This is a genomic window from Micromonospora sp. CPCC 205561 (assembly GCF_036906775.1).
Taxonomy (GTDB): Bacteria; Actinomycetota; Actinomycetes; order Mycobacteriales; family Micromonosporaceae; genus Micromonospora.
On sequence record NZ_JBAKHV010000013.1, the window covers coordinates 94,773 to 109,737 of the forward strand.

At 72.9% G+C, this 14,965-nt stretch carries 11 protein-coding genes; 4 read left to right on the top strand and 7 right to left on the bottom strand.

Translation table 11 applies throughout. The features are described from left to right. Window positions 1-94: 94 nt before the first annotated feature. Window positions 95-799, bottom strand: a complete 705-nt coding sequence (locus V6V16_RS10380) for a TetR/AcrR family transcriptional regulator (RefSeq protein WP_334561673.1) — start codon at window positions 797-799, stop codon at window positions 95-97. Window positions 800-913: 114 nt separating this feature from the next. On the opposite strand from V6V16_RS10380, the gene V6V16_RS10385 reads away from it, so the two are divergent. Further along, window positions 914-2,050 (top strand): GDSL-type esterase/lipase family protein, encoded by a 1,137-nt coding sequence (locus V6V16_RS10385; RefSeq protein ID WP_334561675.1) that lies wholly within the window; start codon window positions 914-916, stop codon window positions 2,048-2,050. Here the strand turns inward: V6V16_RS10385 and V6V16_RS10390 are convergent. From V6V16_RS10390 to V6V16_RS10410, 5 genes are all read right to left on the bottom strand, one after another. Further along, complete coding sequence (locus V6V16_RS10390; RefSeq protein ID WP_334561676.1) at window positions 2,023-3,606, bottom strand: family 20 glycosylhydrolase; 1,584 nt, start codon at window positions 3,604-3,606, stop codon at window positions 2,023-2,025. The genes V6V16_RS10385 and V6V16_RS10390 overlap by 28 nt on opposite strands. Beyond that, entirely contained in the window at window positions 3,603-4,454 is an 852-nt protein-coding gene (locus V6V16_RS10395) for an ABC transporter ATP-binding protein (RefSeq protein ID WP_334561678.1), read from the bottom strand. The genes V6V16_RS10390 and V6V16_RS10395 overlap by 4 nt, the downstream gene beginning before the upstream one ends. Next, window positions 4,451-6,244 carry a dipeptide/oligopeptide/nickel ABC transporter permease/ATP-binding protein gene (locus V6V16_RS10400; protein ID WP_334561679.1) on the bottom strand — a complete coding sequence of 598 codons (1,794 nt, stop codon included), beginning with the start codon at window positions 6,242-6,244 and terminating at the stop codon, window positions 4,451-4,453. The genes V6V16_RS10395 and V6V16_RS10400 overlap by 4 nt, the downstream gene beginning before the upstream one ends. Then, window positions 6,241-7,182 (bottom strand): ABC transporter permease, encoded by a 942-nt coding sequence (locus V6V16_RS10405; protein ID WP_334561680.1) that lies wholly within the window; start codon window positions 7,180-7,182, stop codon window positions 6,241-6,243. Before V6V16_RS10405 ends, V6V16_RS10400 begins: the two co-directional genes overlap by 4 nt. A gap of 65 nt (window positions 7,183-7,247) precedes the next feature. Then, a complete protein-coding gene (locus V6V16_RS10410; protein WP_334561681.1) occupies window positions 7,248-8,783 on the bottom strand; it encodes an ABC transporter substrate-binding protein in 1,536 nt (511 codons plus the stop codon). Between the two features lie 130 nt (window positions 8,784-8,913). On the opposite strand from V6V16_RS10410, the gene V6V16_RS10415 reads away from it, so the two are divergent. From V6V16_RS10415 to V6V16_RS10425, 3 genes are read left to right on the top strand one after another with little or no spacing between them, the layout of a single operon-like run. Continuing rightward, window positions 8,914-11,235 carry a beta-glucosidase gene (locus tag V6V16_RS10415; protein ID WP_334561682.1) on the top strand — a complete coding sequence of 774 codons (2,322 nt, stop codon included), beginning with the start codon at window positions 8,914-8,916 and terminating at the stop codon, window positions 11,233-11,235. A 32-nt stretch (window positions 11,236-11,267) separates the two neighbouring features. Next, window positions 11,268-12,488, top strand: coding sequence for a glycoside hydrolase family 1 protein (locus V6V16_RS10420; protein ID WP_334561683.1), 1,221 nt, complete (start codon window positions 11,268-11,270; stop codon window positions 12,486-12,488). Window positions 12,489-12,503: 15 nt separating this feature from the next. After that, entirely contained in the window at window positions 12,504-13,274 is a 771-nt protein-coding gene (locus tag V6V16_RS10425; RefSeq protein ID WP_334561684.1) for an alpha/beta hydrolase, read from the top strand. A 127-nt stretch (window positions 13,275-13,401) separates the two neighbouring features. Here V6V16_RS10425 and V6V16_RS10430 read toward each other — a convergent pair. Beyond that, the coding region (locus tag V6V16_RS10430; RefSeq protein ID WP_334561686.1) for a glycoside hydrolase family 43 protein at window positions 13,402-14,965 on the bottom strand (1,564 nt) is incomplete at its 5' end.

The window sequence follows — 14,965 nt, forward strand, 5'->3', positions numbered from 1 at the left end:
GGGATGCCAGCCGTGCCGCCGCCCCCGGCGCGGCGAGCACGGCGGCGGCGACCGCCAGGACCGTCACGTCGTTCTCCCGGTGGGCGACCGGAGGTCAGCCCTGGTCGTCCGGCACGTCGATGTCGGCCCATCCCGACGGTTCGATGCCGAGGCAGCGCAGGTAGTCGAGCAGGGAGGCCACCATGTCGGTGGAGTCCCGGTCGAGCAGCCACTGCACCTGCAGCCCGTCGGCGAGCGCGATCAGCTGCTGGGCGCAGACGTCGGGGTCGCGGCCGGTGGTGGGCGGATCGGCGGTGGCGAACGCGTGGGCGAATCCGCGGGCCAGCGACGCGCGCAGCGTCGCGTACCGGTTGCGGAAGTAGTCGTGGGCCGGGTGGCGGCTGTCCGTGGCCTCGGCGGAGAGCTTGACGAACAGCGGCGCGATGTCGGGCCGGCGCTGGTTGCGTGCGATGTCGCGGATCACCCACCGGATGATGACCTCGTCGATCGACTTCGGCCCGCCCTCGGCGGTGGCGGCGTCGGCGACGAAGTGTCGTATCGCGTCGACCTCGGCCCGGTCGCGTTCGATCATCATGGTCAGCAGCAGGTCGTCCTTGCCCGCGAAGTAGTGCAGAAGGCCGGCGTGGGTGATGCCGGCGCGGGCGGCCACCTCGCGCAGGGAAACCCCGGCGTAGCCGTACTCGGCGAAGATCTCCAGCGCGGTCCGCAGGATCCGCTGGCGGGTGCGCTCGCCCTTGGTCGGCCGTGCGGCGCCGGACGTCGGGTCGTGGGCCGGCGCCCGCTTCGAGGTCTGCGTCACGTGTGCTCCTTGGTCATGACGGGTGCCGGGCCGGCGTGGGTGGCGCCTCACGCGACCGCGCGCCTCCGAGAAGATTCTACCATTTGGTAGAATCTTCTCGGAGGTGGGACCAACTTGCTGAGCGACTGTCTCGTCGGGCATGCCGACATCGAGATCGGACGCCATGGCGGCATCGTCCCGCTGCGGCTGCCCGCGTGGGCCGACCGGCAGCACGATCGCGCCGACCTGCGCTGGGCGGCGCGCAACCCGGCAGGTGTGCGGCTCCGCATGCGCACCGCCGCCCGCACGGTCACCATCACCTCGCACGCGACGGTGGTCGACGACGGCAGGGCGGCGGTGCCGCGGCTGGTCGTGTTCGACGGCGGGCCCGGCAGCGTGCACGACATCCCGCGGCCGTCCGCGTTGCGGATTGGGCCGGACGACGCCGGTGGCGTGCGGGTCGTCGGCATCGACCCCGGCGATCCGTACCACCTGACGATCGACCGCGACGGCACGGAAGGCCTGCTCGAGGTGCTGCTGCCGCACAACTGCCAGATCGAGCTGCTGGGCCTGGCGGCCGACGGTCCGGTGGTCCCGGCCGGCCCGGAGCGCGGACCGGTGTGGGTGCACTACGGCAGCTCGATCAGCCACGGCAACGACGCCGAGCAGCCGCACCAGCCATGGCCGGTGCAGGTGGCCCGCCGCCACGGCTGGGACCTGCGCAACCTGTCCTTCTCCGGCAACGCGACCCTCGACCCCTTCGCGGGCAGGGTCGCCGGCACGATGCCCGCCGACCTGGTCACGGCGAAGGTGGGCATCAACGTCGTCAACGCCGACTGCATGCGGGCGCCGATGTTCCGCACCGCCCTGCACGGCTTCGTCGACAGCGTCCGCGAACGCCTGCCACGGACGCCGATCGTGCTCTTCTCGGCCGTCAGCTGCCCGATGCACGAGGACACGCCCGGTCCGGTGCGCTACACCGGCGGCCGGTTCGTGCCGGCGCGCCGCGACGTGGAGGGCGAGCGGGACGCGCTGACCCTGTCGGTGTCGCGGCGCATCGTCGAGGATGTAGTCCGGGCCCGGCAGAGCGCCGACCCGCACCTCTTCCACGTCGACGGGCGGGCGCTGCTCGGACCCGACGACACCGGGACGCTCTTCGACGGGCTGCACCCGGACCAGAGCGGCACGGATCTGATCGCGGCACGGTTCGTCGACGCCCTGCCGCCCGGGGTCCGCGCCGCCGTTCAGCCGAACACCTCCGCGGACCGGTAGTAGCCGCCCAGACCGAGCCGCTGCCAGACCGGCGCGTGCGCGGCTATCCGGGCGGCGGCGGCGGGCCACGGGGACCGCCGCGTCGACCACATCATCTCCGCGAGCAGCGGGAGCCGGGGCAGCAGCAGGGCGGCCAGGTCGTCGGCGTCGCCGGTCGTCTCGGTCCAGAGCACCGCCTCGGCGCCGGCGACGCGGGCCGTGCCGTCCGCCGCCTCCGCGATGTCGTGGAGCTGCCAGGAGTACAGATGGCTGGTACGCGCGACCGGGTACCCCGCGTGCCCGAGCCGTTCCATCGACGCGGTCTGTGCGGGGTCGGTCGACGGCTCGCCGTAGCGGCGGTCCAGATAGAACGGAAAGCTCGGCGACAGCAGCACGTGCGCCCCGTCCGCCACCGCTCGGGGCAGGTCCTGCGGGGCACTGCGGAACGTCTCCAGCAGCGTGTCGCGCAGGAACGCGTACTGCGCAGGCAGGCGGCGGTCCAGCTCCTCGGCCCTGGGCGCGTCCTGCGGGGAGATCCACAGTTGCAGGACGTCCTCCGGGCCGAAGACCCGTCCCCGCGACGCCTCCTGCCAGGCGACCGGCCGCTTGCCCCGCGCGCGCACCCAGCCGTGCGCCGCCTGGACGAACCGCGCGTACTCGTCGGCGTCCATCCCGAACGCCTCGTCGCCGCCGATGTGCACGTACGGGCTGGGCGACAGGCCGCAGAGCAGGTCTACCGCCTCCTGGGCGAAGGCCGTCGCCGCCGGGACGTCCGGGCGCAGGTGGGCCATGCCCGGGTGCGGTGGCGGCTTGTCGCCGCCGAGTTCGGGGTAGGCCGTCACCGCCGCCAAAATGTGGCCGGGCATGTCGATTTCGGGCAGGACCGTCACGTGCCGCGCGGCGGCGTACCGGGCGAGTTCAACGAGCTGGGCGGCGTCGTAGCAGGCCTGCGGGTCGGGGGTGAGCCGCGGCCGGCCCGGCATCCGCAGGCGCCAGGCCACGGCGTCGGTCAGGTGCAGGTGCAGCACGTTCAGCCGGTAGTACGCCATGAGGTCGACCATGGTCCGCAGCTCGTCGAGGGGGCAGAAGCGCCGGGCCACGTCGAGGCTCAGTCCGCGCCAGCGCAGCATCCCGGGCGGCTCCTCGGCCTCGAACAGCGGCAGCTCGGCGGTGTCGCCGGTCGGGTCGGCGACCACCTGGACGACGGCCGTCAGGGCGTGGAAGGCGCCGCGGCTGCCCGCTGCGCACACCCGCAGCCGCCGGTCGACGACGGTGATCGAGAAGCCGTCGGGCGGGGCGTCGTCCGCGCCGCCCGGATCAAGCCCCCGTACCGGATCGCCGTCGACGCCACCGCGCCACCGCGGTCGGATGTCGACCACGACGTCGGCCGCTGCCGGCTCCGCCACGGCGACGGCGAGCCCGCGGCAGCGGTCGGCCAGGGCGGTGACCGCGCCGACCAGCTCCGCCGGTCCGGCCACCCGCAGGGTCCTCTCCCGCAGCGTCCTCCTGGCACCGGTGTCGGAAAGCGCCCACGGACGGGGTACGAGTGTCAGCTCGGTCGGATGCCGGCCGGTCATCGGGCGCGCTCCCCCGCGAACTCGCGTTCGTAGGCCGCGCGCCGTCGGCGTTGGGCCACCGGGTCCGCCACCGGCGCGGAGAGCAGCAGTCGCCGGGTGTACGGGTGGACCGGCGCGCCGGTAACCCGCGCCGCCGGTCCACTCTCGACGATCCGGCCGCGTTCGATCACCGAGACGACGTCGCTGACATGCCGCACGACCGCCAGGTCGTGCGAGATGAACAGGTACGCCACCCCGGTGTCGCGCTGGATCTGGGCCAGCAGGTCCAGCACCATCCGCTGGGTTGTCAGGTCCAGCGCCGACACCGGCTCGTCGCAGACGATCAGCCGCGGCTCGATCGCCAGCGCCCGGGCTATCGCGATCCGTTGGCGTTGCCCGCCGGAGAACTCGCGCGGCAACCGGCGCGACGCGTCGCCTGGCAGGCCGACCTGGTCGAGCAGCCCTGTCACGCGTGCGCGGGCCTGGCGCGCGGACATGCCCTGGCCGTACAGCGGCTCGGCGAGTGTGTCGCCGACGGGCCGCGACGGGTTCAGCGACGTGTACGGGTCCTGGAACACCACCTGGATGTCCCGGCTGAGTCTGCGGCGGGCGCCGCCGGTCAGGGCGTGGATCGGTGTGCCGTCGAAGGCGATGACGCCTGCGGCGACCGGCGCCAGGCCGAGGATGGCCCGTCCGATGGTGGTCTTGCCCGATCCGGACTCCCCCACCAGCCCGTGGGTCTGCCCCGGACCGACCTCCAGGTCGACCCCGTGGAGGATCTCGACCGGTCGGGCGCGCCATCCGGGGCCCGGATAGGCGACGCGGACGCCTGCCAGCCGCAGCAGCGGCGTGGGCACGGCCTGGGTCATGGCTGCTCCGTTCCCGACGCCGCCGCGTCGTCGGTCTGTTCCGTCAGCGGCAGGTCGAGGACGGCGTCGACCAGGCCGCGGGTGTAGTCGTGTCGGGGATGGACCAGCACGTCGGCGACCGGCCCGCGTTCGACGACGCGTCCCTGCCGCATCACCAGCACCGAGTCGCACAGGTCCGCCACCACGCCGAGGTTGTGCGTCACCAGCAGCACCCCCATCCCCCGCTGACGTTGCAGCCGGCGCAGCAGGGCGAGGATCTCCGCCTGCACGGTCACGTCCAGTGCCGTGGTCGGCTCGTCGGCGATGAGCAGCCGCGGGTCGCACGAGATCGCGGCGGCGATGAGCACGCGCTGGGCCATGCCGCCGGAGATCTGGTGCGGATAGCGGCGCATCACCCGCTCCGGGTCGCGGATGTCGACCTCGCGCAGCAGCTCGACGGCGCGGCGCCGGGCCGCCGCGGCCGACGCCCCGGTCATCGCCCGGATCGGTTCGGCCAGCTGGTGGCCGATGGTGAAGGACGGGTCCAGGTTGCTCATCGGCTCCTGCGGCACATAGGCCACGACCGTCGAGCGCAGTGACCGCCAGCGCCGCTGGGACAGGCCGATGATCTCCTGCCCCTCGATGGTGACGCTGCCGCGGCCGATCCGCCCGCCGTCGGGCAGGATGCCCAGGATCGCGAAGGCGGTCTGGGTCTTGCCGGAGCCGGACTCGCCGACCAGGCCGACGATCTGGCCGGCGGCCACGTCGAGGGACACGTCGCGGACGACTTCACGCTCGCCGTCGTACCCCGGGTAGGAGACGCTCAGCGACCGCACCGACAGCAGCGCGGCCCGGTCCGGCGCCTCGGCCTGCCGGCCGGCCGGGGCGGGTGGGGCGGGTGGGGCCGGTGGTGCGGCGCGGCGGACGCGCCGCGGCCGCGCGTCGGCGCGGTCCTCGAGCGCATCGCGCAGCGCGACCGCGAGCAGCACCAGGGCCGCACTGGTCAGTCCGACCGCCAGGCCGGGCCACAGCATCAACCGCGGTGCCCGCTGCACGAACTGGAAGCCCTCGTTCAGCATGGCGCCCCAGGTGGGCAGCTCGCCGCTGGATCCGACGCCGATGAACTCGAGGCCGGCCTGCAGGCCGAGGGCCACCCCGGCCACGAGCGCCACCTGGATGATGATCGGGGCGCGGACCATGATGAGCACGTGCCGGCTGACGATGCGCCACCAGGGCAGTCCGGACACGCGGGCGGCGTCGACGTAGAGCTCGTTCCGTACGGTCAGGACGATGCCGCGCACCAGTCGGAAGAAGCTCGGTGCGGCCAGGACGCCGAGGATGACCATCAGCACCCAGACCGTCGGTCCGAGCACGGCCCGGGAGGCGAGCAGGACGATCATCGCGGGCAGCGCCATCAGCAGGTTGACCAGCCAGTTGGCGATGGCGTCGAACCGTTTGCCGAAGTAGCCGGCGAGCAGGCCGGTGGGGATGCCCAGCACGACGGCGACGGCGAGGGCGAGTGCGGCACCGCCGAGGGTGTTGCGGGCGCCGTAGAGCAGCCGGCTGAGGATGTCGCGGCCGGCGGAGTCGAAGCCGAGCGGGTGCCCGGCGCGGGGTGGGCCGAAGGCGTCGCGCAGGTGGGCGGTCGCGGGCAGCTGATCGGTCAGCAGCGGGGCGGCCAGCGCCGCGGCGACGACGGCGAGCAGGACCAGCGTCGACAGCACGCCCAGGGGGTTGCGCAGCAGTCGCCGCGCCGCCGTGCTCCGGCCGGGCCGGTCGACGGTGGGCGCCGGGATCTGGTCGGCGCTCATGTCTGCCTCGATTTCGGGTTGAGCAGCCCGATCGCCACGTCGACGAGCAGGTTGATCGTGACGACGCCGACGACGGTCACGGTCAGCAGGCCCATGATCACGGGGATGTCGCCGCGGGTGGTGTAGGCGACCGCCATGCTGCCCAGCCCCGGCAGGCCGAAGATCTGCTCGACGAGCACGGCGCCGCCGAGCAGGCCGACGAACTGCATGCCCAGCACGGTCAGCGCCGGCGCGGAGGCGTTGCGCAGCACGTGCTTGAACAGGACGGTGCGGGCGGGCAGGCCGCGGCTGCGCAGCGTCCGGATGTAGTCCTGGCTCAACACGTCGATGACGGCCGAGCGCACCTGCTGGCTGGCGCCGGCGATCGCGCCGATCGACAGGGCGACGACGGGCAGGGTGACGGTCGACAGCCAGCCTGCCGGGGACTGGCTGAGGGGGATGTAGCCGATGGCCGGGAACCAGCCGAGCCGCACCGCGAAGACCAGCACGATGACGAGCGTGATCAGGAAACCGGGCAGGGCGTAGCCGAGCACGCCGAGGATCTGCACGGCCCGGTCGACGGCGCCGCGGCGTACGCCGGACCAGACACCCAGGCCGAACGAGGCCAGGGCCGTCACGGTGGTGACGCCGATCATGAGGCTGAGCGTGATCGGGAGCCGGGCGGCGATGGCGGCCGTGACGTCCTCGCTGGTGAACCAGGAGGCGCCGAAGTCGGCGCGCAGGGCGTGGCTCAGCCAGTCGGCGTACTGCGTCAGCACGGGACGGTCCAGGCCGAGCGCGGCGTTCTTGGCCGCGACGAGGTCGGCCGGCGCCTCGGGCCCGAGCAGGGTGCGGCCGACGTCGTTCTCCGGCAGGGACAGCAGCACAAAGGTGATGAAGGAGATCACGACGATGAGCGCCAGGCCGGCGGCGGTCCGGCGGAGCAGGAATCCGAACAAGCCGGATCACTCCCTTTCAGGCTGGGGCCGCCCGGCGTTCCGGGCGCCGGGCGGCCCTGCGGACGTCAGGCGGCCGGACGGTAGTTGTAGAGGGAGGGGACGGCGAGGCCGGCCTGCGGCACGGCGGTCAACGACGGGACGGTGACGTGCATGTACTGCATCCGGTACAGCGGCACGAACCATGCCTGCTCGACGATGTGGCGGTTGAGCTGCTGGGCGTGCCGCGCCGCCTGCTCCGGGCTGCCAGCTCGGATCTTGGCCGTGAGGTCCTGGATCGTGGCGTCGGTGTCACCGAAGGGGTTGGCGACCGTCTTGGGCAGCAGCGAGCCGCTGATGGTGGCCCAGTCGAGGCTGGGCTGACCGCCGTTCATCACCACCCCGGGGTACTTGAACTGCCGGAACGTGGAGGTGAGGAAGGTCGACCGGTCGAGGTCGTCCCATTTGAGGCGGATGCCGACCGCGCCGAGGTCGGTTCTGAGGGCCTCGGCTAGGGAGTCCGGGACCAGCGCGGCCAGGCGGGGCAGGGTCAGGTCGAATCCGGCGGCGTAGCCGGCCTCGGCGAGCAGCGCCTTGGCCCTGGCCGGGTCGTGGCGGTAGAAGGAGTCGAGCTCCTTGACGTGGCCGGGAGCCTGTACGCCCCAGATCTGGCTGGTGGCGGTGCCGCGACCCTGCTGGATCTGCCGCACGAGGATGTCACGGTCGATCGCGTAGTTGATCGCCTGTCGGACTCTCGGGTCGCCCAGCGCGGCGATCCTGGCGCCCTTGCGGTCGAAGATGTTGAACAGCTTGAGGTCGATCTCCTGCGACGTGGTCCTCAGGTTCGTTCCGGCGGTGGCGGCCGTCTGCTGGTCGACCGACTGCAGGACGGCGGCGTCGATCTGGCCGGTCCTGAGCCCGTTGACGATGGCGTTCTCGTTGTCGAAGACGCGGATGACGACCTTCTCGAACGCCGCGGCGGTGCCCCAGTAGTTCGCGGCCCGGGTGTAGGTCCAGATCGAGCCCACGGTGGTGGCCCGCTGGTCCAGCTCGTACGGGCCGGTGCCGTCGGGGACGGAGGCGAACGGCTTGTCCCGGTCGAACCTCGCCGGGTTGGCGACGAGTCCGTAGGCGTCGGACAGGCTGTTGAGCAGGGCCGGGTCGGGGCCGGAGAGGCGGATGACGACGGTCCTGTCGTCGGTCGCCTCGACGGACGCGGTCGTCGCGGCCTGGCCGACCTCGGCGCCGCCGCCGGCGCGGAAGCGGTCGAGGTTGGCCTTGACGGCCGAGGCGTCCAGGGCGGTCCCGTCGTCGAACTTCACGCCTTCGCGCAGGGTGAGCGTCAGCGCGGTCTGGGCGGCGTCGTAGGTCCAGGACTGGGCCAGCATCGGGGTGAGGCTGCCGTCCGGCTCGCGCTTGATCAGCGTGTCGTAGACGGCCTGGAAGTAGGGGATGCTGCCGCCGCCCGCGTCGATCGGATCCATGCTGCGGGCGGCGGTCATGGTGCCGATGGTCAGTGCGGTCTTGGCGGCGCCGGTGGTCGGAGCGCCGGCAGAGCAGGCGGCGGTGGCGACGAGCACGCCGAGGGCGAGCGCGCACGTGGCGATTCTCGATGTCGGTCTCATGGGGGGAACACCTCGTCGTGGTGGTGTGGTCGCGCTGTGGACGAGCGCGCCACGAGCATAGCCACAGAATCTACCAGATGGTAGATTCTGCTTCTGTTCGAGGAATGGCCAGCTCAGAGAGGGTGCGGCAATGACAACCAGCGACTCGGGTCCCCCAGCGGCGCCCCTGGACGACACCTTCCCGGCCGGCCCGGACCTCGCCGCGGCGGCCGCGCTGACCTCCGGCAGCGACACGTGGCACACCACCGGCGACGGCGGGGCCCTGCCCGCTCTGACCCTGGCGGACGGGCCACACGGCCTGCGGCGCCAGAGCGCCGGCGGCGACGCCCTCGGCATCGGCGACAGCGTCGCGGCCACCTGCTTCCCGCCCGCCGTCGGGCTGGCCTGCACCTGGAACCCCGACCTCGTCCGCGACGTCGGCGAAGCCCTCGGCCGCCAGGCCCGGGCGCTGGGCGTCGACGTCCTGCTCGGCCCCGGCATGAACATCAAGCGGTCCCCGCTGGGCGGACGCAACTTCGAGTACTTCTCCGAAGACCCGCACCTCACCGGCACCCTGGCCGCCGCCTTCGTCGACGGCGTCCAGTCCACCGGAGTCGGCGCCTGCGTCAAGCACTTCGCCGTCAACAACCAGGAGACCGACCGCATGCGCGTCAGCGCGCTCGTCGACGACCAGGCGCTGCGCGAGGTCTACCTCGCCGGTTTCGAACACGTCGTACGCGCCGCCCGGCCATGGGCGGCGATGAGCGCGTACAACGCCGTCAACGGCGTGCCGGCCAGCGAAAACCGGTGGCTGCTCACCGACGTCCTGCGCGACGAATGGGGCTTCGACGGCGTGGTCGTGTCCGACTGGGGCGCGGTACGGGACCGCGTCGCCGCCGTCCGCGCCGGTTGCGATGTCGAGATGCCCCCCACCGGGACCGACCACCTGGTCCTCGACGCGGCCCGCTCCGGCGACCTCGACCCCGACGCCCTGCACGCCGTGGGCGAGCGCCTGCGGCTGCTGGCCCGTCGCGTCCGGGCCGACGGCTACGACCGGCGGCCCGCCCACGCCCCCGACCGGCTTCCGGCCGACCTCTCCGCGCAGGGCGCCGACCTGGCCCGTCGTGCCGCACGGGAGGCGGCCGTCCTGCTCAAGAACGACGGCGACCTGCTGCCCCTCGACCCCGCCACAGCCCGGATCGCCGTCATCGGCGAACTCGCCCGCACCCCCCGGTACCAGGGCGGCGGCTCGTCACGCGTGGTCCCCACCGAGGTCTCCACCCCGCTTGACGCGCTCACCGGCCGGCTCGGCCCGGCGGTACGCTATGCCCCTGGCTACACCCTCGACGGCGTCGCCGACGAGGCGCTGGCCGCCGCGGCCGTCGACGCCGCCCGCGACGCCGACGTGACCCTGCTCTTCCTCGGCCTGCCGCCCGAGGCCGAGTCCGAGGGCTTCGACCGCGCCACCATCGCCCTGCCCGCCGGCCAGCTCCAGCTGCTGCGGGACACGACCGCCGCCACCCCCCACACCGTCGTCGTGCTGTCTCACGGCGGCGTCGTCAGCGTCGCCGACTGGCGCGACCCGGTCCCGGCGATCCTCGACGCGTCGCTGCTCGGCCAGGCCTGCGGCGAAGCCCTGGCCGACCTCCTGCTCGGCGACGCCGCCCCGTCGGGCCGGCTCGCCGAAACCATCCCACTGCGGCTCGAGGACCACCCCAGTCACCTGACCTTCCCCGGCCGCGACGGCCAGGCGCTCTACGGCGAGAGCCGCTACGTCGGCTACCGACACTTCGACACCCTGCGGCTGCCGGTCGCCTACCCCTTCGGTCACGGGCTGACCTACACCACCTTCGACTACCGCGACCTGAGCGTCGCCGAACACGGCCCGCACCAGTGGCAGGTCTCGTTCACCCTCGCCAACACCGGCTCCCGCGCGGGCTCCGAGGTCGCGCAGCTGTACGTCGGCCTGGACGAACCGACGCCGACCCGTCCCCGCAACGTCCTGCGCGCCTACGCCAAGGCCGAACTCGCCGCGGGCGAGACCCGCCGCATCACCTTCACCGTCACCGCACGCGACCTCGCCGTCTGGGACACCCGCCACCGGCGGTGGTCCGTCGAGCCCGGCGCCCACACACTGCGGGTCGGCGCGTCCGTCGCAGACATCCGACTGGTCGGGTCCATCACCACCGACGGCGACCGGTACCTGCCGCCACTGACCGCCACGTCGACCGTCGGCGAGTGGCGGGCCCACCCCGTCGGCGGGCCGCTGCTCGGCGGGCTGATCGCCGGCGCCCGCGCCGGGCGCGCCGCCCAGCTCGCCCCCGAGCTGCTGCGCATGGTCGACGCCACCCCGCTGATCGTGCTACGCACCTACGACCTGGGCCTCACCGACCAGGTCATCGACCAGCTGGTCGCCACGGCCGCCCAGCAGCGCGCGGACCTCGTCCGCACCGGCCCCTACCGCGACCGATGACCGACACGCGCACCCCCGTCCCGAGGAACCCCGTGCCCGCACACGCCGCGCCACCGCCCCCGCCCGCCGCCGTCACGGCCGGTGTCCCGACGCCGACGTCGTTCCTGTGGGGCGCGGCAACCTCCGCCCACCAGACCGAGGGCAACAACGTCGGCAGCGACCTGTGGGCCCTGGAGGTCCGGCCCGACTCGCCGCTCTCCGAACCCAGCGGCGACGCCTGTGACAGCTACCACCGCTGGCCCGAGGACCTGGACATCGTCCGGGACCTGGGGCTCAACGCCTACCGGTTCGGCATCGAGTGGGCGCGCATCGAGCCCGCACCCGGTCGCGTCTCACAGGCCGCGCTCGGCCACTACCGCCGCGTCATCGACGGCTGCCTGGAGCGCGGCATCACCCCCGTGGTCACCCTCCACCACTTCACCAGCCCCGCCTGGTTCCGGGCCAGCGGCGGCTGGACCGCGCCCGGCGGCGTCGAGGCGTTCGCCCGCTACGTGCGCGCCGTACGCCCGATCCTCGACGGTGTCACCTGGGCCTGCACCATCAACGAGCCGAACATGCTCGCCATGGTCGCCGCCCGCGTCGGCGGCGCCGATCCCGATCTCGTCGCCGGCGCCCTGCCGCCGCCCGACCAGTCCCTCGCCGAAGCGCTCATCCGCGCCCACCACGCCGCCTGCGGGGAACTGGCCGACGTCGGCGGCCTGCGCACCGGCTGGACCGTGGCCAACCAGACATTCCAGGCGCTGCCCGGCGCCGAGGAGGCGACCCGCGAGTGGGCATGGTCGCGCGAGGACCAGTTCCTCGACGCCGCCCGCCACGACGACTTCATCGGCGTGCAGGCGTACACCCGCGTCGTGATCGGCCCCGACGGTCCGGTCGCTCCCGACCCGACCACCCGGCGCACCCAGACCGGATGGGAGTTCTACCCCGAGGCCCTGGAGGCCGCGGTGCGCCACACCGCCGCCCGTATCCCGACCCCCATTCTCGTCACCGAGAACGGCATCGCCACCGACAACGACGACGAACGCCGCGAATACCTGCACCACGCCCTGGCCGGGCTGGGCCGGGCTCTCGCCGACGGCGTCGACGTCCGCGGCTACCTGCACTGGTCCCTGCTGGACAACTACGAATGGGGCAGCTGGCATGCCACCTTCGGCCTCACCGCCGTCGACCGCCGCACCTTCCGGCGCGTCGTCAAGCCCAGTGCCCACTGGTACGGGCGCCTGGCCCGGGCCCGTCGGCTGCCCGGCGCCTGAGACGGACGGACGCCGATGGCTCTGATCACCTGTTCCTTCCACTCCGAGGTGCTGCGGACCAGCACCGCGATGACCGTCGCGTTGCCGCACCCGCACCCGCCGGCGGCCCACGACACGAAGCCGCCGCCGGTGCTCTACCTCCTGCACGGGCTCGGCGACGACGAGACCAGCTGGACCCGGAACAGCTCGATCGAGCGCCACGCCGCGGAGGCCGGCATCGCCGTCGTCATGCCGCGCGCCTGCCGCAGCTTCTACACGGACGAGCACCACGGCAGCCGCTACTGGACCTTCCTCACCGCGGAGCTGCCCGAGCTCGTGGCACGACTCTTCCGGCTCTCCGGACGCCGGCAGGACACCTACGTCGCCGGACTGTCGATGGGCGGCTACGGCGCGATGCGGTGGGCCCTGCACCACCCGGAGCGCTTCGCCGCCGCGGCCAGCCTCTCCGGAGTCCTCGACGTGGCCCATCCCACCGCCCGACAACTGCTCGACCAGGCGGTCCCCCACGCATTCGGCCCGAACGAACTCGCCGGCACCGACCACGACCTGCTGGCCCGGCTCAGCACCCGCCGCCCCGGCGAGGAGCTACGGCTCTACATCGGCTGCGGGACCGAGGACTTCACCTACCCGTCCAACCGAAGGTTCGCCGACCGGGCGCGCGCGGCAGGATGGCAGGTGACCGAGGCGTTCGCGCCGGGCAACCATCAGTGGGGCTACTGGGACACCGCCATCAGGGACGTGCTCGGCTGGCTGCGCGGTCCCGCCGCCGGCAGCCGAGCGGCCTGACGGTCGGAGCCGCGGCGGCCCGAGGATCGTCCTGGCCGCGGCGGTGGCGACCGGTCACCCGCCCTGCCGCGGCCGGTCCGGCGCCTTCGAGGAGGTCTCCGAGGCGGGGCCGCCGCGCGGTGCGACGTCACGGTGTTGCGATGGTGAACCGGCGCACCGTCACCGCGCCGCCCAGCGCCTGGGTGGCGTGGTTGAAGATGCCGAACCGGTAGCCCATGAAGAACTGCCAGGCGTTGTTGAGGGTCAGGGCGTTGCCCAGCGGGGTGAAGGTCACCCCGTCGGTGCTGTACGAGAACCGCGCCTGGCGACCCGAGCCGGGGCGGATGTCGGCGTTGGCCCGCAGCCAGATCCGCCCGCCGGACACCGGGGCGCTGGCGATCTCGGTTCCGGTGCTGGTGGTGTTCCAGTTGTCGGTGCCCATGGTCAGGCCGTTGGTCATGACCACCCGCGTGGCCCCGTTGTCCCGTCTGATGCCGATCCACGCCGAGGTGTCGCGCAACATCGCCAGTCCGGCCCGGTCGCCGTCGCGCATCGTGGAGTAGTCCAGTTCGATGGTGCCCGTCGAGGTCGGGCCCTGGATCCGGTGGGTCACCGTGTTGCGCGCCCGGTAGAGGTCGTTGGTCACCGACGCGGTCTGCAGGCGCAGCCCGTTGTCCACCGACCACCGACTGTCGTCCGGGTTGTGGTTCCACTCGTACTGCGGGCCGAGAGTGGTGCCGGCGAAGGTGTCGGTGCCGGTGAGCGGCCTGACCGGACGCAGCGGCAGCGGGTGGGGGTAGTTGACGCCCCAGTTCCCGTTGACCGTCTGCACCTGGGGCCAGCCGTCGCTGGTCCAGGTGATGGGGGCCAGCGTCGGCATCCGGCCACCGGGGTACGCGTCGGTGAACGCCATGTAGTACCAGGCGCCGGTCTGGGTCTGCACCAGCCCGCCCTGGTGGGGCACCCCGCCGCCGGGGATCGGGCCCGGCATGTTGAGCAGCACCTGCCGCTGCTCGTACGGGCCGAACGGGCCGTTGGTGGACTTGAGCACGTACTGGCCGTTGGCCGGGCGGGTCAGCCAGATGTAGTAGGCGCCGTTGCGCTTGTAGAAGCGCGCTCCCTCCAGGGTGCCGATGTTCGACGGCGTCTGGTACACCTGCTGGGCCCGTACCTGGGTCCGCCCGTCGGCGGAGAGCTGCGCCACGCTGATCGTGCCGTTGCCGTACGCGACGTACATGGTGTCGTCGTCGTCGATCAGTATCCCGGCGTCGTAGTAGCAGTTGGGGATGGTGGCGTGCCGGCTCCAGGCGCCGTCGACGGCGGAGGCGGTGTAGACGTGCGTCTGGGCGAAGTCGACGCAGCCGGCCCAGTAGAAGGTCCGGTTGCTCGGCCGGTGGTTCAGCGTGGACGCCCAGATCCCGTCCACGTATCCGTGGCTGCCGTTGGCCATGTCGTACTTGGAACCGAAGTCCAGGCGGGGCACCGAGTGGCCGGCGAACTCCCAGTTCACCAGGTCCCACGAGCGCAGCACCGGCGCTCCGGGCGAATAGTGCATGGTGGAGGCGGACATGTAGTAGACGTCGCCGACGCGGATGATGTCGACGTCGGCGAAGTCCTGCCAGACGACCGGGTTGGCGAAGGTCCCACCGGGGTTGCCCCCGCCGTCGACGCGGGCGAGTTGCCATTGCTGGTTGGCGCCGTTCCAGTCGTCG

What these genes read in the sequence shown, in the direction of transcription:
- V6V16_RS10410 (WP_334561681.1), bottom strand. Translation starts at nt 8,783, where the DNA reads ATGAGACCGACATCGAGAATCGCCACGTGCGCGCTCGCCCTCGGCGTG.
- V6V16_RS10415 (WP_334561682.1), top strand. Translation starts at nt 8,914, where the DNA reads ATGACAACCAGCGACTCGGGTCCCCCAGCGGCGCCCCTGGACGACACC.
- V6V16_RS10425 (WP_334561684.1), top strand. Translation starts at nt 12,504, where the DNA reads ATGGCTCTGATCACCTGTTCCTTCCACTCCGAGGTGCTGCGGACCAGC.
- V6V16_RS10400 (WP_334561679.1), bottom strand. Translation starts at nt 6,244, where the DNA reads ATGAGCGCCGACCAGATCCCGGCGCCCACCGTCGACCGGCCCGGCCGG.
- V6V16_RS10395 (WP_334561678.1), bottom strand. Translation starts at nt 4,454, where the DNA reads ATGACCCAGGCCGTGCCCACGCCGCTGCTGCGGCTGGCAGGCGTCCGC.
- V6V16_RS10390 (WP_334561676.1), bottom strand. Translation starts at nt 3,606, where the DNA reads ATGACCGGCCGGCATCCGACCGAGCTGACACTCGTACCCCGTCCGTGG.